Origin of the sequence: Thioclava sp. F1Mire-8 (assembly GCF_002213165.1) — a bacterium.
Lineage (GTDB): Bacteria > Pseudomonadota > Alphaproteobacteria > Rhodobacterales > Rhodobacteraceae > Thioclava > Thioclava nitratireducens.
The window spans coordinates 1,465,325-1,484,343 of record NZ_NBNY01000001.1 but is presented as its reverse complement, the minus strand read 5'-3'; the positions used below and the strand labels follow the sequence as shown (position 1 = coordinate 1,484,343).

Sequence of the window (19,019 nt, the reverse complement as noted above, 5' to 3'; positions counted from 1 at the left end):
TCAGGAGGGCAGCGGCGCACGCGCGGCTGCGAGCCGGATCACCAGTTCGCGGTGCAGTCGTTGCCGTTCCTCGGGCGTGAGGAAAGCACCGATCTCGACCTCGCGAGGGCCGCCTCGCAGGGTCAGGTAGGCTGCGACCGGCCCGCCTTTTCCGTGAAGATCGACCTGTACCCAATGTGGATTCGCCGCCCAGTCGCGCGACGGCTTGCCCGGTTCGTGGCGGATAAGGTGCAGCTCGGGCCCGTTGAATGTCAGGATCTCGAGCACTTCGCCCGTGCGATAGCTGTGCGAGATCGCCCACCACACCCCCGCGATGGCGAGCGCGATGAAGGGCAAGAGCCCCCAAAGCTCCACGTGACCCAGCAGTGAAAGTAGCGGCAGGCTGACCATGACGACGGTCGCCGCGATGAAGAAGACGAAACCTTTACGCGGCAGGGAGCGGTAGGGCCACAGGTGCAGCTGATCGGGCAGGGGCGCCGCCTCGGAGCGGGGCGCCTCCATGGTTTGGCCTTCGGTATCCGTCCAGCGATAGGGCATGATCCGCCCGGTCCTTCCTGCAACCTTTCGCCCTTTTGCAAACGGCCCCGGATCGCTCCGGGGCCGTTCTCGTTATCAGGAGATGTAGATCACTAGTGCGCGTGGGCGTGATCCCAATCCTCGCGCTTCGGGAGCTCTTCGAAAGTGTGCTCCGGCGGCGGGGAGGGCAGGGTCCACTCCAGCGTATCGGCATACTCGTTCCAGTAGTTGTTCTCGGTGACGCGCTTACCCTTGAACAGGGTGTAGAACACGATGCCGAGGAAGAACACGAAGCTGGCGAACGAGATGAACGCACCGATCGAGCTGACGAAGTTCCAGGTGGCGAAGGCCTCCGGGTAGTCGATGTAGCGGCGCGGCATGCCCTGACGGCCGAGGAAGTGCTGCGGGAAGAAGATCAGGTTGGACCCGATGAACATCATCCAGAAGTGCAGCTTGCCGGCCCATTCCGGGTATTGGCGCCCCGACATCTTGCCGATCCAGAAGTAGACGCCGGCGAAGATCGCGAACACCGCCCCCAGCGACATCACGTAGTGGAAGTGCGCCACGACGTAATAGGTGTCGTGGTAGACGCGGTCGAGCGGGGCTTGGCTGAGCACCACGCCGGTCACGCCGCCGATTGTGAACAGGAACAGGAACCCGATCGCCCAGAGCATCGGTGTCTTGAACTCGATCGAGCCGCCCCACATCGTCGCGATCCAGCTGAACACCTTCACGCCGGTTGGCACCGCGATCACCATCGTCGCCACCATGAAGTAGCTCTGCTGGGTCAGCGACAGGCCGACCGTGTACATGTGGTGCGCCCAGACGACGAAGCCCAGAACACCGATCGCCACCATCGCATAGACCATCGGCAGGTAGCCGAAGACCGGCTTACGCGAGAAGGTCGCGATGACGTGGCTGATGATGCCGAAGCCCGGCAGGATGATGATGTAGACCTCGGGGTGTCCGAAGAACCACAGGATGTGCTGGTACAGGATCGGATCGCCGCCACCCGACGGATCGAAGAAGGTGGTGCCGAAGTTGCGGTCCATCAGCAGCATGGTGATCGCGCCTGCCAGAACCGGCAGCGAGAGCAGGATCAGCCAGGAGGTCACGAAGATCGACCAGGCGAAGAGCGGCACCTTGTGCAGCGTCATGCCCGGCGTGCGCATGTTGAGGAAGGTCGTGATCATGTTGATCGCGCCAAGGATCGAACTGGCGCCCGAGACGTGCACGGCGAAGATCGCGAGGTCCATGGAATAACCGCCCTCGTGGACCGATAGCGGCGGGTAGAGCACCCAGCCCACGCCCGAGCCCGAGCCGCCACCGCCACCCGGCGCCAGCAGCGAGGCGATCCCGAGCGAGGTGCCCGCGACATAGAGCCAGTAGCTGAGGTTGTTCATCCGCGGAAAGGCCATGTCCGGCGCGCCGATCTGGAGCGGCATGAAGTAGTTGCCGAAGCCCCCGAACAGCGCCGGGATGACGACGAAGAACATCATCAGGACGCCGTGATAGGTAATCATCACGTTCCAGAGGTGCCCGTCGGGGGTGCATTCCTCGGCCGAAGCGATGAAGCGCGCGCCTTCGGCGCACATGTATTGCACGCCCGGCTCCATCAGCTCGAGGCGCATGTAAACTGTGAACAGGACCGAGATCAGCCCCACCGCGCCTGCGGTGAAGAGATACAAGATCCCGATATCCTTGTGATTGGTCGACATGAACCAGCGGGTAAAGAACCCGCGCGACTCATGTGCGCCCTCGCCGTGAACGGCTGCGTCCGCCATAGTGATCTCCCATTTCTCCCGACAGACCCGGGTCTCCCGTCCCTTTGGGTCTGAATGTCGGGAGGTTATGAAGATTTGGAGGGCAGGGCAAGAATTCAGCACACGATGCCGTGAAAAAATGTCGCAGCTCTGTCAGGTGTGAGTGATCCGTGATCTCGCGCCCTTGGCACGCGGAACGCGGGCTGAGACCGCCCCGCGCGACAGTTGCGAATCCGCGACGCGGCTCACAAAAAAGCGGACCCTCGAAAGGGTCCGCCAACGAACGCGTGATATGTTCGTTTCGCGATCAGGACTCGGGCGCGTCGGGCGACACTTCTTCCGAGCCGAGATAGGCCGCAATGTCTTCCTGGTTCTTGCGCTGCTTGTAGGCCATGCCGGATTTCGCCTTGGGATCGCCGGTTTGTTCCTCGAGGAACTTCGTGGGATCGGTGATGTATTCAGCGAGCAGCTCTTCGGTCCAGACGGCGCCGGTTTCGGCGTATTCCTTGATCCCGTCCTTGTATTTATAGCCATCGACGGATGCGACCTTGCGGCCGATGACATTGTAGAGGTTCGGGCCGACCTTGCCGCCTTTGAAGATCGCCGTGCCATCGGGGGCGACGATCGAGTGACAGGCCTTGCACCGTTTGAATTCGTCTTTGCCTTTCTCGACGTCCTGCGCGAGCGCGGGGCCCGCAACGGCGACGGCGGTGATCATGGCAATAAGGCTGAGTTTCATCGCGTCTTCCTTGTTGGTTTTGAGTTAAAGCTCGAGCCCTCCCGACCCGGCTTTCACAGGGCAGTCACGCTGCCTTGAAGGGCGTTCTAACATGCATGATTGCCTATGTGTCCACTAAACTTCCGAGGTCGCATTTAGTTTACTCACGAAAATGCGACTGAATGTCGCACGCAGCGCGACGTCAAGATCGGCCATTCCCACCGGCAGGCCGAGGTCGACGAGGCTGGTGACCCCGTGCTCGCGAATCCCGCAAGGGACGATTCCGTCGAAATGCGAAAGATCGGGCTCCACGTTGATCGAGATGCCGTGGAAGCTGACCCATTTGCGCAGCTTCACTCCAATCGCGGCGATCTTGTCTTCGCGCAGGCTGCCGTCTGCCGCCTTCGGTTTGTCGGGACGTTGCACCCAGACGCCGACGCGGCCGTCGCGAATTTCGCCTTTCACGTTGAATTCGTCGAGCGCGGCGATCACCCAGTCTTCGAGCTGGCGCACGAAGCAGCGCACGTCGCGCCCGCGCTTGTTCAGGTCGAGCATGACATAGGCGACGCGCTGGCCGGGCCCGTGATAGGTGTACTGACCGCCGCGCCCGGCCTCGAAGACGGGGAAACGCTCGGGATCGACAAGGTCTTCACGCTTGGCGGAGGTGCCGGCCGTGTAGAGCGGTGGATGCTCGAGCAGCCAGATCATCTCCTCGGCCTCGCCTGCGGCGATCTTGGCGACGCGGTCTTCCATGAAGGCAAGTGCCTCGTCGTACGGGACCGGGCTGTCACTTACGCGCCATTCCACCATTTCTTAACCTCACCCGCCGGAATTCCTCACCCGGCGTCAATAATTCTTGCCACATCACCGATTCGGAGCGCAAACTTTACCTATTGGTAAGGTCGCGCACCCCCCGCGCCGGTCACATTCCGACCGGTCCTGTCGTGCAGAAACATGGAATTTGCGGGGCAACAGGCAAGACCGGAAGTCATTTGATTGGAGGGTTCAGGAATGAAACACAAGTTCGTTCTGGCGGGTCTTGCGCTCGCCGTCGCTACGGGCGGACCGGCCACGCCAGCATTGGCGGGCGGTTCGGATATCGTCGGCGGGGTGATCGGAGGGATCATCGGCGGCGCGATCGTGAACGAGGCCAACCGCCAGCCGCGTACGGTCACCAAGCGCACCTATTACAAGAAGCCGACCATGTCGTCGGCGCAGCGCGAGGCCAATCGCGAGGTGCAGGTCTCGCTCAACCACTTCGGATGGAATGTCGGCACACCGGACGGGGTGCTGGGGCGCAACTCGCGCGCGGGTATCTCGCAATACCAGGCTTTCATGGATTTCCCGATTACGGGTGAGCTGACCGATATTCAGCGCAGCATCCTCACCACCGCCTATCAGAAGGCGAGCCTTGGCGGTTCGGCGGTTGCGCAGACGATCTCGACCCATCCGCAGGGGATGCGCGGGCTTCTGATGCAGACGCGCGACCAGATGCTGGGCACCGGAGATGCGACTTATGCCGGCAACTCGATCGGTGGTTTGCCGCCGCAGATTTCCGAGGCCGTGTTCGAGATCGCGCGCAGCTCCAATGTCGAACCGCAGCAGTTGATGGCGCGGTCGGGCTTCGTGCAGCTGGCCGATCTGAACAATGACGGTCGAACCGATTACCTGCTCGACACCTCGGTGCTGGGGCCGGGCTTCTGGTGCAACGACAAGAGCTGCGCGGTGCGGGTCTTCGCCTCGACGCCGAGCGGCTTCTCGCGCAACGATTTCCAGGCCTATAACGCGACGCCTGCCATGTTTACCTGTCAGGCGGGGGCCTGTCAGAAGATTGGAGCGAACGTTCAGAACAACGCGCCGGTCACGGCTGCAGCACCTGCGCCAGCTCCGGCCCCTGCTGCGCCGTCTTTCTCGACGCAGATGGCGTCGCAGCCGGCGCCTGCGATGCCGTCCTTCGTTGCGCCCGCGCCGGTTGCCGAACCGGTGCCGGTGTCGCTTGCGTCTTTCTGTTCGAAGACCAGTCTCATCACCTCGTCGAATGGCGGCTTCGTCACGGAGGCCTCGCTGACCGATCCGGGGCAGGCTCTGGGCGAGCAGTTCTGCCTCGCGCGCGGGTACGCGCTCGATGAAGGTGCGGCGCTGGAGGCCAAGATCGGTGGCTTCACGCCCGAGCAGATCGCTGCGCAATGCCGCGATTTCGGGGCGCTTCTGTCCGAGCAGGTGGCCGCCATCGGCAGCACCCCGCGCGAGGCGACGCTTGCCAAGGTGAAAAGCTTCATCGCCGGTTCGGGCATGAGCCCGGCGCAGCTGTCGGGCACCGCGAAGGTCTGCCTGTCGGTCGGCTACCGCACCGACGACATGGAGGTGGCGCTGGGATCGGCGCTGGTTCTGGGTGGTCTGGGCGAGGGAGCCTATGACGAGCTTGTCGGCCATCACCTTATGCAGGGAATCGGCACCGCCGAGCGCCCCGATCTCGCGATGGATTGGTACGAGAATGCGCTTTCGGCGCAGCCGGTCTTCGCGCCCGCACAGCCCGAGCGTAGCGGTCTCATCCGCAAGGCGGCCCTGATGATGAACGGCCGCGCCGATGCGTCGTCGGCGCCGAAGCCCGCGATGGCCCTGCCAAGCTTTGCCGCGAAAGCGGCAGAGCTCGTGGAAACCGCGGCGCCGCAATAACCTATCGCTTGCGCAGGCCGGGACCGCCCGGCCTGTCGCGACGGCAAGAGCGTGAATGAGAAAAATTCTCGCCAATCCCGAAATACCCCCTTTTCATCCCCCAAGCCTTTGGCTAATACGCGCCACACCAAGCCTAGACAGTGCGGTCGTGGCGGAATTGGTAGACGCGCAGCGTTGAGGTCGCTGTGGGGTAACTCCCGTGGAAGTTCGAGTCTTCTCGACCGCACCATCTCTCTCCCTAGGAGAGATCTGACTGACCCGACGCGGGTTATCCCCCACATCAAGTTCACCGTGACACGTCGAAGATGCGTGTGCATCGCCGCTTGGCGGATTCCTGGGGTTTTTCATTATCTTTCAGATGGTTAGTTCGCTTTTGCGGGCGCCGTGCGCTCGGCTCAGCGCTCGGAAGGTGCTCTTGCTGGTCCTGTTCCTCGACAGCGGCTTACGCTGAGCGAGGATCGCATGACCTGCCACATCACCGGAATCGTCATCCCCGAGAGCACGATCAGCCCCAATTGTACGGTCAGCTTCGAGCGGCTCGGCGGAATCGTCACGAGCGTCGAGAAGGGGGGGACGCAGCGCGGGGGCCTCGGATCGTCTCGGCATAGATTGACGCGAATGGCGCGCTCGTGAGCGATCTCCCCGCGGGCGTCTTTGCGCGAGTCGGGTGGCGACGCGGATAGAATAGTTTCCGCCACTCGATCCGGCGGGGTCGCCGCAGCTTTACGCGATGGGAATCCCCGTGCGTCACGAAAGGCACCCGGCTCTCGACGCCGCGCGGTCCGCGCCGGGTCAAGAGCCTGCAGCCGGGCGACCTTGTCACCACGCTGGATGACGGGCCGCAGCCGGTTCTATGGTGCGCGCACCGCCGGTTCGGGGCAGCTCGCTGCCAATTCGCGGCTGCGTCCGGTCCGGCTGCAGCCCTGCGCGTCCGGTAATCGCCGGGCGCTCGTCCTATACGCGCAACATTGCGTCTGGCTGCTGCTGCCGCGTCACACCTTGGTCAAGGCCTAAGGCGCGTGGGTCGAAGGCTTCTGGACCGGGCCGCTGGCGCTACCTGCGCTGCCCTCCTTCGACCTGGCCGCTCCGCTGCGCGCGCGACCCGATCTGACCCAGGTCCATTTCCTCGGCGCGACGCTCAATACGGTCTATGGTCCGCGTGTCCGGCCAAGGTGACGCAGCGGCAATTTTGCCGCTCCAAATGCAAGTCTTGGTCGCTCCTTGCGCGACAGGTGACGCAAAACGGCAATTTTTCGGGCGAATCCGTGCTGTGATAGCCCTGTGACGCGGGTTTTTGATTTCCGGGTTGAAAAACGGAAGTGCCCTTGCTTTAGTCACATGCACGGGAAATGACCAACGACAAAAAACAACGGGGAGCCCGCTTTGAACAACGCAGCTAGCGGCGATGGATTCGTCGTATTCGACCGCGTGCAGAAGAGCTATGACGGCGAAACGCTCGTCGTGAAAGATCTCAATCTCTCGATCGGCAAGGGTGAGTTTCTAACGATGCTCGGCCCGTCTGGATCCGGAAAAACGACCTGCCTTATGATGCTTGCAGGTTTCGAGACCGCCACGAATGGCGAGATACGCCTCGACGGCGAGAACATCAACATGGTGCCTCCGCACAAGCGTGGCATCGGCATGGTGTTCCAGAACTACGCACTCTTTCCTCACATGACCGTAGGCGAGAATCTCGCCTTTCCGCTCGAGGTGCGGGGCATGGGCAAGGATGAGCGCGAAACCAAGATCAAGCGTGCGCTGGACATGGTGCAGATGGGGAGCTTCATCCATCGCCGTCCGGCGCAGCTTTCAGGCGGTCAGCAGCAGCGGATCGCACTGGCGCGCGCGCTGGTGTTCGACCCCGAGCTGGTCCTGATGGACGAACCGCTCGGTGCGCTCGACAAGCAGCTTCGCGAACATATGCAGTTCGAGATCAAGCACCTGCACGAAAGCCTCGGGATTACCGTGGTTTACGTCACCCACGATCAGGGCGAGGCGCTGACCATGTCGGACCGCGTCGCTGTGTTCAACGACGGGCGCATCCAGCAGCTCGCACCGCCGGATGAACTCTACGAGCGCCCGCAGAACAGCTTCGTCGCGCAGTTCATCGGCGAGAACAACAAGCTTCCGGGCAAGGTCGAGACGCTGAACGGCGACACCTGCACGGTGCGACTCGAGAATGGCGAGATCATTGACGCGACGGCGGTCAACATCCGCGAGGCGGGGCAGGAGACGCTGGTCTCGATCCGCCCCGAGCGGGTCGAATTCAAGCCCGAGATGATGCCTTCGGGCGCCCATACGATCACCGCGGACGTACTCGAAGTGATCTACATGGGGGACATACTGCGCACCCGGATGAAGGTCGCGGGATCGCGGGAATTCGTCATGAAATCGCGCAACACGCTCGATCAGGTGCGACTGACGGAAGGCCAGACGGTCAAGATCGGCTGGCACCCGCAGGACGCGCGCGCGCTCGATCTCTGAGAATGCGGAGTGTGCGGACCAAGCTCCGCACGCTCCGATCTGCCGCAACACGCGGCCAAGCGGCGAAAACGCCGTAAAACCACAAAAGCTCAACCAACTGGGAGTAAAACCAAGATGAAAAAAGCTATGATCCTGAGCACGGCGCTCGTCGGCCTCGTGGCCGGGGCGGCGCAGGCCGAGCAAGTCACTGTCCTGTCCTGGGGCGGGGCCTACGAAAAGAGCCAGGTCGAGGCCTATAACAAGCCCTTCACCGAGGCGACCGGCATCGACGTGAACATGGAAGCCGCCGACAATCCCGGCACCCCGATCAAGGCGCAGGTCGAGGCGAACAACGTCTCGGTCGACGTGGCCGACGTCGAGAAGTCCGACGCGATCCGCCTGTGCGACGAAGGTCTGCTCGAGCCGATCGACCCCGACACCGACCTCGCCGCCGCCCCCGACGGCACCCCAGCGAGCGAGGACTTCATCGACGGCTCCTTCACCGATTGCGGCGTCGCCAACATCGTGTGGTCGACCGTGATGTCCTACAATGCGGACAAGGTCGACGGCACGCCGACCTCGATCGCCGATTTCTTCGACACCGCGAAATACCCGGGTAAGCGCGGGCTGCGCAAGTCGGCGAAAGGCACGCTCGAAGTGGCGCTGATGGGCGCAGGCGTTCCGGCCGCGGACGTCTACAAGGTGCTCGGCACACCCGAGGGCGTCGACAAGGCCTTCGCCGAGCTCGACAAGATCAAGAGCGATGTCGTGTGGTGGGATGCCGGCGCGCAGCCGCCGCAGCTGCTGGCCGATGGCGAAGTGGTGATGTCGACCGCCTATAACGGCCGTATCTTCAACGCCGAGGTCGCCGAGGGCCAGCCCTTCAAGATCGTCTGGGACGGCCAGCTTCTGGACTTCGACTTCTTCGTGATCCCGAAAGGGGCGCCGCATATGGAAGCCGCGAAGAAATACTTGAAGTTCGCGACCGAGACCCAGCAGCTCGCCAATCAGGCGAAGTGGATCTCCTACGGTCCGGCGCGCAAGTCCTCGGCTCCGTTGGTCGGCATGTATCAGGACGGCAAGACCAAGATGGGCCCGCATATGCCCACCGCGCCTGAGAACATGTCGAACGCTCTGGTCAATGACTCGGAGTTCTGGGCGGACCACGACACCGAACTGAGCGAGCGCTTCAACGCTTGGCTCGCTGGCTAAGTCCTGCGAGGGTCGCGCGGCACTCCGCCGCGCGGCCCGACCTGTTCGATGTCAGGAGCCCCGTGGATGTCAGCCTTCCGGTCGTCTCTGGCCAGCTTGTGCCTCGGCTTTTTTCTGTCGCTGTCCGTCACCTTGCCCGCACGAGCGGATGAAGATGCGGTGGTCGGCTACGAGACCGGCGATACGCAGATGAACATGGCGATCGGCCAAGCCCGCGCGACTTATGAAACCGTCTTCATTCCCGCGGTGCGCGCCCGGTCCGGCTCGCGTTTCATGCTCAAGGCAGGGATCGATACCCCCGCCAATGGCCTCGAACATATCTGGATCGCGCCGATTTCGATCTCCGCGCAGAAAATCACCGGCACGTTGATGAACGAGCCCGTGCATTTCAAGGCGCATGCAGGAGACGAGATTACCTTCGCGCCGAACCAGATTTCCGACTGGAGCTTCCGACGCGAAGGCAAGCTCCACGGTAACTATACGACGCGGGTGATGCTGCCCGATATTCCCGCCGAGCAAGCCGCGAAACTGCGCGCACAGCTCGCCCCGCTGCCCTGAGGGGCCAAGGAGACACGATGAGCGACGCAACGATGGATGCGAGCCTAAACGGCCCTGAACCAACACAGTTGAAGACCGCCGACGGGCTGCCGCTGAAGGTCGCCCTCGCGAAATCGCAGGCCCGCGCGAAACGCCGCGCCTTCCTGCTGGTCGCGCCTCTGTTCCTTTTTGTCCTGATCACCTTCGTGGTCCCGATCGGGCAGATGCTGCTGCAATCGGTCTATAACGACGGCTTCTCGAAGAATGCGCCGGCGCTTGGGCAATGGTTCGACGCGCATCCGCTGGGCTCGCCCATCGACGAGAGCGCCTATGCGGCGCTCGCCTCGGACCTCAAGCAGATGAAGGAAAACCGGACGCAGGGCGAGGCGGGGACGCGGATCAACTATGACGTCGCGGGCACGCGCTCGCTCTTCACCTCGACCGCGCGCAAGATCGAGCGTCTCGAGCCGCCATGGAAAGAGGCCATCCTCGGCGTGGACGAGGGGTGGAGCGATCCGAACCTGTGGCGGGCGATGCGCTCTGCCTCGAGCCCCTATACGGTGGATTTCTACCTCGCCGCGATGGATCACAGCCGCGACAAGGACAACAATATCGTGCCGGTCGATCCGCAGCGCGCGATCTACGGCAAGCTGTTCACCCGAACCGCGATCCTGTCTCTGGTGATCACCGTGCTGTGCATGATCCTCGCCTTCCCGATCGCGCATCTTCTGGCCTCGCTGCCGCTGGCGAAATCCAATCTTCTGATGATCTTCGTGCTGCTGCCCTTCTGGACCTCGCTGCTGGTGCGGACGACCTCGTGGATGGTGCTCTTGCAGCAGCAGGGCGTGATCAACGATCTGCTCGTCTGGTCGGGCCTGATCGGCAACGATAACCGGCTGGAGATGATGTATAACCAGACCGGCACGATCGTTGCGATGACCCACATCCTGCTGCCCTTCATGGTGCTGCCGCTCTATTCGGTCATGCGGACCATCCCGCCGAGCTATGTCCGCGCGGCCCGCAGCCTTGGGGCCACCTCGTGGACCGCTTTCCGCCGCATCTACCTGCCGCAGACGCTGCCGGGGATCGGGGCAGGGGCGCTTCTAGTGTTCATCCTCTCGGTCGGCTACTACATCACCCCCGCCCTTGTCGGTGGTGCAGACGGTCAGCTGATCTCGAACATGATCGCGTTCCATATGCAGAAATCGCTCAACTGGTCGCTCGCGGCAGCACTCGCCTCGATGCTGCTGGGCGGCGTCATCATCCTCTACTGGCTCTATGACCGGCTGGTGGGCATCGACAACATGAAGCTGGGCTGAGGAGAAACACAGATGGCCGTTCCCGCATATGCAAGCCCGCTCGAGAGAACCTGGCACTACGCCTATCTCGTGATCTGTGGCCTGATCTTCTTCTTCCTGATCGCGCCGATCGTGGTGATCATTCCGCTTTCCTTCAACGCGGAGCCTTACTTCACCTTCACCGAGAAGATGCTGAGCTTCGACCCCTCCGGCTATTCGATGCGCTGGTATGACATGCTGCTGACCTTCGGGATGCAGGAGCCGCAGGTCGAGCGCAGCTGGTCGTGGTGGATGGATGCCTGGCAGCATTCGACCTGGATCGACGTGGCGAAGAACTCGATCATCATCGGCTTCTTCTCGACGATCCTCGCGACGGTGCTGGGCACGCTGGCCGCCCTCGGCCTGTCGCGCCCCGAGATGCCGTTCCGCCGTGCCATCATGGCGGTGCTGATCTCGCCGATGATCGTGCCGATCATCATCACCGCGACGGGGCTGTTCTTCTTCTACTCGAAGACCGGGCTCGCGCATTCCTATCCGGGCATCATCATGGCCCACGCGACCTTGGGCATCCCCTTCGTGATCATCACCGTGACCGCGACGCTGGTGGGCTTCGATCACTCGCTGACCCGCGCGGCGCAGAACCTCGGCGCGGATCCGCGCACGACCTTCTTCAAGATCGTGATGCCGCTGATCCTGCCGGGCGTGGTCTCGGGTGCGCTGTTCGCCTTCGTTACCTCCTTCGACGAAGTCGTCGTGGTGCTCTTCGTGGCAGGCTACGACCAGCAGACGATCCCGCGTCAGATGTGGAACGGTATCCGCGAGCAGATCAGCCCCGCGATCCTTGCGGTGGCGACGATCCTCGTCTTCGTGTCGATCGCGCTGCTGACCACCGTCGAGCTGCTGCGCCGCCGCTCCGAGCGCCTGCGTGGGATGTCACCTGGCTAAGGCGTCAAGCGTCAGCGGGCAGCGCTCGCCCTCATAAAACGTCTCAAGGAGCCGGGTGAACACCGGCTCCTTTTTCTTTGAGGCGGCCTCGAACAGCGTCGCGCAGGAGCGCAGCTTCAGCGCATCGACCGGCCCCATGATCTCCTCGATGGGCGTGTCCGCATGGGCGAGCACCGCCTCGGAGGCCTCTACCAGCCGCGCCCGCAACACCGGATCGGCAAGATAGGCTCGCGCCTCGGCCAGATCCGCGATCCCGTATTCCACCGCTCGGGGCGACCGCCCGAGCGAGGCCAGTTGCGGGAAGATCCACCAGATCCAATGGCTAGTCTTGCGACCTTGGCGGAGCTCGCGCAACGCGGTCGGATAGTCGCGGGCTTGGGGGGCGTGGAAGCGTTGGGTCATGGGATGAGCCTAGCACGCTCTGGACATCGCGAGGAGGGCCGCGACCGATCCGAGGGTGGGCGCAATCGCGCCCGCCCTGGGGGCGGGTCGGGCGCGGCCCGGCCTAGGGGCCGGGCGAAGAAAACCTGCTAGAGCGGCTTGTCTTTATTTGCGCCAATTGCATTCAGCCAGATTACGAAGTCTCGGCCAATAGGAGTTAGGCGAATACATTCTGCATCTACGTCGACTAGACGAAAATCAGTCAAGTAACGGATGTAACCTTCGAAGGGTACAGACGCGAGATCAGTGAGTTCCTTTTGGAGTATTGCATACTCCTTCCGCGCTTCTTCGAGAGAAATCTGCCCACCGCGCTGGTTGAGCAATTCAAGAGCTCGAATCTGACTGCCAAAAATGTTGCTGTATGCGGACGCAAAATGTCTCAGCAACCGTTCTTTCGCCACAGCCGCGATCAGAATTTCTAGACGTTCGTGCTCTGGATGGTCTTCAAGTTCTTCTCTGACGCTATCCCTTATTTCTCGCTGTGCAGGCGTCAAATTCTCCTCAAGGATTGGTAAAACCTTATTCGACCGTTGTTCACCGGGCAGTGAATCGTCTAGCGCACCGGAGTTCCCGCGTTGCTGCGGAATAAACTCTGCGCGATTGTTTCCAACGGTTAGGTGCTTGATATTTCGCAACAAACCTTTGAGTGGTTCACGGAAAATAAACGCAATGACAACGATCGCCACCGGCCAAGAAAGCCATCTTAGCGCTTCCACTAAAAGCGCTATGTAAGGCAAACCGGTGGACGGTTCATAACTAACGTTCAGCACTCGTTACCCCCAAACCTCCGTAAACTCCCGCCACTCGCCTTTGCTCATGCCAGACGTCTCCTGCGTGATCTCCTCGCCCGCAAGACGGCGCTTGAGCAGCTCCACCGCCTTGCCCGACAGGTTCACCCCGCCCAACCTATAATCCTCGAAGGCCGAATAGGCCGCGGGGACCCAGTCACGCACGATGTCGCACATGGTCTCGGCATAGACGCGGATCTCGTATTGCGCGTGGCTGTCGGCGCGCAGGCGCAGGAAGTGGAAGAGGTTGTGCAGGTCCACCTTCCAATACCATTGCGTGTAGATATTGGTCGGCAGGTTCATCCGCGCCAGTTCCCGGGCGAGGCCCTGTTTGCCCGCATCCTCGTCGGGCGTCAGCATGTCCTCGTAATGGTCATAGGCGCGCATCGCGTCGTCGCGCAGGATGTCGAGCACGCGGGCGGCCTCGGCGCCTTCGAGAACCTGACCGCGGCCCTGATGGTTCTGGCTCGATTGCGCGGCGAGCTGGCTGGCCTCGGGGATGTAGAACTCGCGGTCGAGGATCGAATAGCGCGCGGAGTATTCGTTGACGTTCGCGGTGCGGTGGCGGATCCACTGGCGCGCCACGAAGACCGGAAGTTTGACGTGGAACTTGACCTCGCACATCTCGAACGGGGTCGAATGCCAGTGCCGCATCAGGTAGCGGATCAGGCCCGCGTCGCTGTTCACCGTCTTGGTGCCCCGGCCATAGGAGACGCGCGCCGCCTGCACGATCGCGTTGTCGTCGCCCATGTAGTCGATGACCCGGACCACCCCGTGATCGAGCACTTCATGGGCTGTATAGAGCCGCTTCTCCATCCCCGGCGAAACCGCCCGCGCGGTCATTTGCGTCTCGGCGCGCTGTGCGTCGATCTCGGCTTGTTGTTCGGGGGTGAGCGCCATGATGTCCTCCGGATGTCTCGAATCGACCTCCACTATATCTGCGATGGGCGGCTCTAGGAACCGCCATATCCTGTGGATAAGCCGGGGTGCTTGCCGCGGCCGCGTCAGGAGCTATCCTCCGGTTAACCGCAATCAGTTCCAAGGAAGCCTGTTCATGAAAATCGAATATCTGCACACGATGGTCCGCGTGCTCGACCTCGAGAAATCGAAAGCCTTCTACGAGCTTCTGGGGCTCAAGGAACGCAACCGCATCGAAAACGACAAGGGCCGCTTCACGCTGGTCTTCATGTGCCCGCCCGATCAGGACGACGGCACGGCGGATGTCGAGCTGACCTGGAACTGGGACGGCGATAGCGGGCTGCCCTCGGACAGCCGCCATTTCGGCCACCTCGCCTACCGCGTCGAGAACATCTACGAGATGTGCCAGCACCTGATGGACAACGGCGTGACGATCAACCGTCCGCCGCGCGACGGTCACATGGCCTTCGTGCGCTCGCCCGACAATATCTCGGTCGAGCTGCTGCAGATGGGGGAGCCGCTGCCGATCCAGGAACCCTGGGCCAGCATGGAAAACACCGGCAGCTGGTGATTACTTGCGAAAGTGATCCTTGAGCTTGTCGAAGGGGCTGCGAGTTTCCGTGGCCTCTTTCTTTTGCGGGGCGTTTTGCGGGGCAGGGGTGTCGGCCTTCGTGGGTGCCCTGGTCCCGGTCGAAGAGCGCGGCGGCGCAACCCGCAGGCTCACCGCATTGAGGAATTTCGACCCGTCGCCCGCCGCCAGCGCAGGCGCCCCGTCCGAAATCCCGCGCAGCAGATCGTCGAGCATCTCCTGCTCCGCCTTCGGAAAATCGTTGAGCACATAGCCCGCCACACGGTCCTTATGTCCCGGATGGCCGATCCCCAGCCGAACCCGCGCGTAGTCGGGCCCCATATGCTGATGGATCGAGCGCAGCCCGTTATGCCCCGCATGGCCGCCGCCCTGCTTTAGGCGGCACTTGCCGGGGGCGAGGTCCAGCTCGTCATGGAAGACGGTGATGTCGGAGACGTCGACCTTGTAGAAATCGGCGGCCGCGCGCACGGACTGGCCGGAAAGGTTCATGAAGGTCTCGGGTTTCAGCAGCACAACGCGGGTTGAGCCGAAACGGCCCTCACTCACCTGACCCTGAAACTTGCCGCGCCACGGGGCGAAGCCGTGATCCTCGGCGATCCGGTCGAGCGCCATGAAGCCGATATTGTGACGGTTGTTCGCGTATTTCGCGCCCGGATTTCCCAGGCCCACCCAGAGTTGCATGCGTCTCCCCTTTCGAACGACGGTGTCGAGGCTCTGCTCACTCCGGGATAAGTGAGCGCGCGCGAAGGGGAAAGGGGGTCGTCGCGTTCAGGCGGCGCGGTGTTCGACGTAGGCCGGGCGTCCCGATGAGCCGACGACGATCGGTCGCTCTTGAGTGTCGGGAAGGGCAAACTCATCGAAGAGGCGTTCGCTGGTCTCTTCGATATTGCACTTCGCGATTTCCTCATACCCGTTGCGCGGGAGTCGTCGGGCCGTAAAGATGCGGAACGGTCGCAGGACCGGACCCAGCACCGTATAGAGGGCGCGGCTAATTGCGTTGAGCATTCTAGGCGGTAGTACCACGAATGCTGCAAGAACGAGTGCGAATAGCTCCAGCATGTGACTAGCCTTTAGGTTGTATTAACTTTGAGGCTATAGCGTTTCGCGCAAAAGGCGAGGAAATTCGAGATCACATAGATGTGAACGCGTTTGGTTGGCGGTTTGCCGCGCATCCGGGGAATCAAGCGCCGCGCAAAGAAAAACGGGGCCCCGAAAGGCCCCGTCTCGAAAATCTCATCGGAAGAAGAATTACTCTTCGGTCGCTTCTTCGCTGGCTTCTTCGCCCTCGTCCTCGTCGGAGGAACCGCCACCGAAGCCTTTCGGCGGGGCGACGTTCGCGATCACGAAGTCACGCTCGATGGTGGGCTTGGCGCCTTTCGGCAGGTCCACGTCGGAGATGTGGATGGTGTCGCCGATCTGCTTGCCTTCGAGGTCGACCACGATCTGCTCGGGGATATCGCCGGCGAGAACGTTGAGTTCGACTTCCGGGCGCACCGCGACGAGGGTGCCGCCGCGCTTCAGGCCGGGCGCCTTCTCGTGGTTGATGAACTCGACATGCACGAAGAGCGAGATGCGCGAGTTGCGGTGGGTGCGCATGAAGTCGACATGGGTCGGCAGGTCCTTTACGACGTCTTTCTGAACGCCGCGGCAGATCACGCGGACGTCTTCCTGGCCTTCCATCTTCAGGTTGAAGAGGGTGGACATGAAGCGGCCTTTGCGCAGGCGGGTGATCAGGCGGTTGTAGTCGAGGTTGATTGCAACCGGGTCCTTGCCGTCGCCATAGACGATACCGGGCACGAGGCCCTCACGACGCGCTTGCCGAGCGGCCCCCTTGCCCGTCCCCGTACGCGCCACGGCTTCGATCGTTTCGATCTCTTTTGCCATAACTGGTCTCCAATTTGTCAAAGTGATGGGCCGCCTCCAAGGGTGTCGGGCCCATGAAGCCGCGCGAATACTCGGGATTGGCCGGGATGGCAAGTGGAAACCGACGACGTTACGGAAACCGGGAGGGGACGGAAACTGGGGTTGCCACAGCCTGGTACCTGACTAAAGTCAGAAAATATTCCGGACTTCAGTCAGGTATTTCCATGGATTCTATCGCACGTATACGCCGGTTCAACCGGGCCGTCACCCGACAGCTCGGGGCGCTCAACTCGTCTTTCCTGGGGCGTGGCCGCCCGCTTGGTTCTGCGCGGGTGCTCAACCTGATCGGGCGCGGGCAGGGGGATGTCGCGAAACTGCGCGAGGCATTGGCCCTCGATTCCGGGCAGATGAGCCGCCTGTTACGCGGGCTGGAGGGCGAGGGATTGATCGTGATGGAGGACGATCCCGAGGACGGGCGGCGCCGCATCGCGCGGCTCACCGACGCGGGCCAGGCGGAATTCGCGGAATATGAACGGCTCTCCGATGCGCAGGCGGCGGATATCCTGTCTCGCCATCCCGATCACGCCGCGCTGCTGGGGGCGATGGACCTGATCGCGACGTCGTTGACGCGCAGCGAGATCGAGATTGTGCCCTGCGACCCACTCGATCCGCGCGCGCAGTCCTGTCTGGCCAAATATTATGCGGAACTCTCTGCCCGGTTCGACGGGGGCTTCGACGTGAGCCTGTCGAAAGACCCCGAGGCCGCCGAGATGCGTCCGCCCCATGGCACGTTCCTGATCGCCTTATCCGACGGATTGCCGCTGGGCTGCGCAGCCCTGAAGGGCGGGGCGGACTATGCCGAGGTGAAACGCGTCTGGATTGCCCCCGCCGCACGCGGCTTGGGGTTGGCGCGGCAGCTAATGACCGCGCTCGAAGTCTCGGCCCGCGAACTGGGCCACCTGCGCCTGCGGCTCGACACGAATTCAGCGCTGCCCGAAGCGATCGCAATGTACCAGCGCTTCGGCTGGCACGAGATCCCGCGTTACAACAACGATCCCTACCCGGACCGGTTCTTCGAGAAACGCCTGCTCGCTCAGGAATAAGTGTCGAAGAACCCGTTCGGGATCAGCAGATCGTCCCGGCCCAGATCCGCGATCCGGCGCTTGCCACACAGAGCCATCGATGTGTCCAGCTCTTTTTGGATGACCTCGAGCGCCTTGGTTACGCCCGGCTCGCCCATCGCGCCCAGACCGTAGACATAGGCGCGCCCGATCATCACGCCCTTCGCGCCAAGCGCCAGCGCCTTGAGCACGTCCTGCCCAGAGCGGATACCGCTGTCGAGCCAGACTTCAGTCTTGTCGCCGACTGCGTTGACGATCTTCGGCAGCATCCGGATCGAGCTGAGCGCCCCGTCGAGCTGACGCCCGCCATGGTTCGAGACCACGATCGCATCGGCTCCTGTGGCGGCCGCCATCTCGGCATCTTCTTCGCTCAGGATTCCCTTCAGGATCACCTTGCCGCCCCACATGTCCATGAGCTGCTTGATCCGGTCCCAGTTGAGCGACTGATCGAATTTTTCCGCCGTCCAACTTGCCAGCGAGGCGGGATCGGCGGCGCTCTCCACATGGCCAACGATATTGCCGAAGAAGCGCCGCTTGGTCTGCAGCATCTCGATGCCCCAGCGCCATTTCGTGGCGAGATCGGCCAGCACGGCGGGGGTGAATTTCGGCGGCGCCGTCAGGCCGTTCTTAAGGTCCTTGTGCCGCTGCCCCAGCAGCTGCAGATCGACCGTGATGACCAGCGCGGAGCAGCCCGCGGCCCGTGCCCGATCCAGCACGCGCTTGTTATAGTCGTCGTCGGTCAGGGTATAAATCTGGAACCAGAAGGGCTGGCTGACATTCTCGGCCACGTCCTCGATCGAGCAGATCGACATCGTCGACAGCGTGTAGGGTACGCCGAACTTCTCCGCCGCGCGCGCCGCCTTGATCTCGCCATCCGCGCGCTGCATCCCCGTCATCCCGACCGGCGCCAGCGCCACCGGCATCGCGACGTCCTGGCCCAGCATCGTCGATTTCGTCGAGCGCCCCGTCATGTCCCGCGCGATCCGCTGGTTGAGCCGGATTTGCGCGAAATCCTCGGTATTCTCGCGGAAGGTCTGCTCGGTATACGAGCCGCTTTCCGCGTAATCGTAGAACATCTTCGGCGTGCGGCGCTTATGCAGACGTTTCAGATCGGCGATGGAGGTGATGACGGTCATGGGGGTTCCTCTCTCCGTGGTTAAGTTTCCTTACC

At 62.5% G+C, this 19,019-nt stretch carries 20 protein-coding genes and 1 tRNA gene; 10 read left to right on the top strand and 11 right to left on the bottom strand.

Features of this window, described 5'->3' with window-relative positions; all coding sequences use genetic code 11:
• The 4 genes from B6V75_RS06820 to lipB all read right to left on the bottom strand — a co-directional run bounded on the left by B6V75_RS06820 (window position 1) and on the right by lipB (window position 3,807).
• Complete coding sequence (locus tag B6V75_RS06820; RefSeq protein ID WP_088719115.1) at window positions 1-537, bottom strand: DUF2244 domain-containing protein; 537 nt, start codon at window positions 535-537, stop codon at window positions 1-3.
• 92 nt (window positions 538-629) lie between these two features.
• Window positions 630-2,300, bottom strand: coding sequence for a cytochrome c oxidase subunit I (ctaD, locus tag B6V75_RS06815; protein WP_075776256.1), 1,671 nt, complete (start codon window positions 2,298-2,300; stop codon window positions 630-632).
• A gap of 286 nt (window positions 2,301-2,586) precedes the next feature.
• Window positions 2,587-3,018, bottom strand: coding sequence for a c-type cytochrome (locus B6V75_RS06810; protein WP_075776255.1), 432 nt, complete (start codon window positions 3,016-3,018; stop codon window positions 2,587-2,589).
• 114 nt (window positions 3,019-3,132) lie between these two features.
• Entirely contained in the window at window positions 3,133-3,807 is a 675-nt protein-coding gene (lipB, locus tag B6V75_RS06805; RefSeq protein WP_088719114.1) for a lipoyl(octanoyl) transferase LipB, read from the bottom strand.
• 201 nt (window positions 3,808-4,008) lie between these two features.
• On the opposite strand from lipB, the gene B6V75_RS06800 reads away from it, so the two are divergent.
• From B6V75_RS06800 to B6V75_RS06765, 8 genes are all read left to right on the top strand, one after another.
• Window positions 4,009-5,673, top strand: a complete 1,665-nt coding sequence (locus B6V75_RS06800; RefSeq protein ID WP_088719113.1) for a peptidoglycan-binding domain-containing protein — start codon at window positions 4,009-4,011, stop codon at window positions 5,671-5,673.
• Window positions 5,674-5,815: 142 nt separating this feature from the next.
• Window positions 5,816-5,902, top strand: a tRNA-Leu gene (locus B6V75_RS06795).
• 472 nt (window positions 5,903-6,374) lie between these two features.
• On the top strand, window positions 6,375-6,611 hold the full coding sequence (locus tag B6V75_RS18930; RefSeq protein WP_088719410.1) for a Hint domain-containing protein: 237 nt from the start codon (window positions 6,375-6,377) through the stop codon (window positions 6,609-6,611).
• Window positions 6,612-7,056: 445 nt separating this feature from the next.
• Window positions 7,057-8,157, top strand: coding sequence for an ABC transporter ATP-binding protein (locus tag B6V75_RS06785; RefSeq protein ID WP_088719112.1), 1,101 nt, complete (start codon window positions 7,057-7,059; stop codon window positions 8,155-8,157).
• Between the two features lie 114 nt (window positions 8,158-8,271).
• Complete coding sequence (locus tag B6V75_RS06780) at window positions 8,272-9,348, top strand: ABC transporter substrate-binding protein (protein ID WP_075776251.1); 1,077 nt, start codon at window positions 8,272-8,274, stop codon at window positions 9,346-9,348.
• 66 nt (window positions 9,349-9,414) lie between these two features.
• Window positions 9,415-9,906, top strand: a complete 492-nt coding sequence (locus B6V75_RS06775; RefSeq protein WP_168174449.1) for a DUF2314 domain-containing protein — start codon at window positions 9,415-9,417, stop codon at window positions 9,904-9,906.
• Between the two features lie 17 nt (window positions 9,907-9,923).
• Window positions 9,924-11,204 (top strand): ABC transporter permease, encoded by a 1,281-nt coding sequence (locus B6V75_RS06770; protein WP_088719110.1) that lies wholly within the window; start codon window positions 9,924-9,926, stop codon window positions 11,202-11,204.
• 12 nt (window positions 11,205-11,216) lie between these two features.
• Entirely contained in the window at window positions 11,217-12,128 is a 912-nt protein-coding gene (locus tag B6V75_RS06765; RefSeq protein ID WP_075776248.1) for an ABC transporter permease, read from the top strand.
• On the opposite strand, the gene B6V75_RS06760 is transcribed toward B6V75_RS06765, so the two are convergent.
• The 3 genes from B6V75_RS06760 to thyX form a co-directional block, all read right to left on the bottom strand.
• On the bottom strand, window positions 12,117-12,530 hold the full coding sequence (locus B6V75_RS06760) for a DUF1810 domain-containing protein (RefSeq protein WP_088719109.1): 414 nt from the start codon (window positions 12,528-12,530) through the stop codon (window positions 12,117-12,119). The genes B6V75_RS06765 and B6V75_RS06760 overlap by 12 nt on opposite strands.
• Window positions 12,531-12,658: 128 nt before the next feature.
• Window positions 12,659-13,339 (bottom strand): hypothetical protein, encoded by a 681-nt coding sequence (locus tag B6V75_RS18420; protein WP_143597869.1) that lies wholly within the window; start codon window positions 13,337-13,339, stop codon window positions 12,659-12,661.
• A 3-nt stretch (window positions 13,340-13,342) separates the two neighbouring features.
• Window positions 13,343-14,257 (bottom strand): FAD-dependent thymidylate synthase, encoded by a 915-nt coding sequence (gene thyX / locus B6V75_RS06755; protein ID WP_075776246.1) that lies wholly within the window; start codon window positions 14,255-14,257, stop codon window positions 13,343-13,345.
• 154 nt (window positions 14,258-14,411) lie between these two features.
• Here thyX and B6V75_RS06750 point away from each other — a divergent pair, with 154 nt between their 5' ends.
• A complete protein-coding gene (locus B6V75_RS06750) occupies window positions 14,412-14,846 on the top strand; it encodes a VOC family protein (RefSeq protein ID WP_088719108.1) in 435 nt (144 codons plus the stop codon).
• Here B6V75_RS06750 and pth read toward each other — a convergent pair whose 3' ends face one another.
• The 3 genes from pth to B6V75_RS06735 all read right to left on the bottom strand — a co-directional run bounded on the left by pth (window position 14,847) and on the right by B6V75_RS06735 (window position 16,748).
• On the bottom strand, window positions 14,847-15,545 hold the full coding sequence (pth, locus tag B6V75_RS06745; RefSeq protein WP_088719107.1) for an aminoacyl-tRNA hydrolase: 699 nt from the start codon (window positions 15,543-15,545) through the stop codon (window positions 14,847-14,849). It lies immediately after the preceding gene.
• Between the two features lie 87 nt (window positions 15,546-15,632).
• Window positions 15,633-15,923, bottom strand: coding sequence for a hypothetical protein (locus B6V75_RS06740; protein ID WP_088719106.1), 291 nt, complete (start codon window positions 15,921-15,923; stop codon window positions 15,633-15,635).
• 189 nt (window positions 15,924-16,112) lie between these two features.
• Window positions 16,113-16,748 carry a 50S ribosomal protein L25/general stress protein Ctc gene (locus tag B6V75_RS06735; RefSeq protein ID WP_078539807.1) on the bottom strand — a complete coding sequence of 212 codons (636 nt, stop codon included), beginning with the start codon at window positions 16,746-16,748 and terminating at the stop codon, window positions 16,113-16,115.
• A gap of 203 nt (window positions 16,749-16,951) precedes the next feature.
• Here B6V75_RS06735 and B6V75_RS06730 point away from each other — a divergent pair, with 203 nt between their 5' ends.
• Entirely contained in the window at window positions 16,952-17,830 is an 879-nt protein-coding gene (locus B6V75_RS06730; protein WP_088719105.1) for a helix-turn-helix domain-containing GNAT family N-acetyltransferase, read from the top strand.
• Here B6V75_RS06730 and B6V75_RS06725 read toward each other — a convergent pair.
• Entirely contained in the window at window positions 17,821-18,984 is a 1,164-nt protein-coding gene (locus B6V75_RS06725) for an alpha-hydroxy acid oxidase (RefSeq protein ID WP_088719104.1), read from the bottom strand. The two genes, B6V75_RS06730 and B6V75_RS06725, sit on opposite strands and share 10 nt — an antisense overlap.
• Between the last annotated feature and the right edge of the window lie 35 nt (window positions 18,985-19,019).